This is a genomic window from Oscillochloris sp. ZM17-4 (assembly GCF_019599295.1).
Lineage (GTDB): Bacteria > Chloroflexota > Chloroflexia > Chloroflexales > Chloroflexaceae > Oscillochloris.
Genome location: NZ_JAIEWN010000168.1, coordinates 1 through 1,392 on the forward strand (window position 1 = coordinate 1; position 1,392 = coordinate 1,392).

Annotated in this window: 1 pseudogene; it reads right to left on the reverse strand. The window is 50.3% G+C overall.

From position 1 onward, the window contains the following. Nucleotides 1-131 precede the first annotated feature (131 nt). Nucleotides 132-1,392 (reverse strand): annotated as a pseudogene (locus K2Z83_RS28445) (hypothetical protein); the annotation flags it as partial.

A 1,392-nucleotide genomic window follows, 5' to 3' on the forward strand; every position in this document is an offset into this window, starting at 1 on the left:
TCGTCGCGTCGGATGCTTCGGGTCCAGATGTACACAGCTATTAACAGATCTACCGTAGACTGATTTGTCTATATACAGCGATTGTCAAGTTCTATGCTGATCAAAGCTGATGTCCGTCGTCATCCCCCAATTCATTCCTCAAACAATTCACGAACTTCAGGAATCATACTAAGCGTATGAATTGTGCGCTCAACCGAGCGATAAATGTAGCTTTTTGCCAACACTTGTCCCTTGCGGGTGAGTATTTCGATTGTTTCCTCAACCGAGACTTGTAACACGAAGCGCAACCGGAAGATTTCGCGATCCAAGGGCTCATTAATAAGTTGTAGCAGTCGGTCGAAACGCAACAGCCTATGTAAGTCCCCAATATCATCATGAGGGTCGGAAATTTCATGCACATCTCCAGTGACTTCATCAATAGACACATTCGGCTGACTTTGCTCGGAACGCAGCTGATCGTAAGCGATATTCCGCCCAGCGATCTTAAGGTAGGCTTGATAAGCAACGAAGGGACTCGGTGGTGGAGGTTTGATTGCGTAGGGATTTGTACGATTCCTCATCTTCGCTGTAATATGGAGAAGGACATCCTGTGTCCAATCATCGATTAGATCGGGGGTTCGGAGCGGAAAGTAGCGGCGTACCAATAATTCGCTGATCTGGATCAGCATGGCGATAGCTTCCTCATCGTGAGCAGCAGCTTGGCGCAAAATTGTGTCACAGCTTGATATATCCCACACCCCATCCTGTTGAAAGCGCTGTAGTTGTTGGATACATGTGGCGCAGAGAGACTCCAGCGGTGCGTCTTCGAGTACCGTCGGCATCTTCATAGGAATAGGCGGAAATGCTGTATCTTCGCTATCAGACTTAACCTGATCCTTCACTACACCCGACTCTGTTACTACCTCAGCAGCATGTTCAATGGAGGTATTTAGGAATGCAGTTCCTGCATGAGTTGTTCCCTGATCTGTGACTGTTACTCCCGCCGCTTCGGCAATAGCTTCTTGCTCTCCTCCAAGTACTATACCCTCTCTCTGTTCATGGGGAATCCGTAACTGCTGCTCCAACCGCTCCGCTAGCTGGACATGCTCCCCACCTAGACGGCGCAGTGTAGCTGCCAGCACCCGTGCAAAGCGGCGACTGCCAGACGTGATGTTGAGCGTCCCGGCCCCGGTTGGATCTGCTAGCAGCGCAGAGAAGCCAAACGATGTGCCGGTCTCACGCTGAATGTACTCGCTCACCCGTACGAACACCTGGACTGTCTTTTCCCTTGTAATTGTGTTGAGCAGAAGCTCACGCACCCCGTCTACAAAGTCATATTGGATCTGGTCAGGATTCTGTTGATCAGTTGTCACTTGGCGCAGCAGCCCGCTCAAAAACACCTCGGCCAGATGC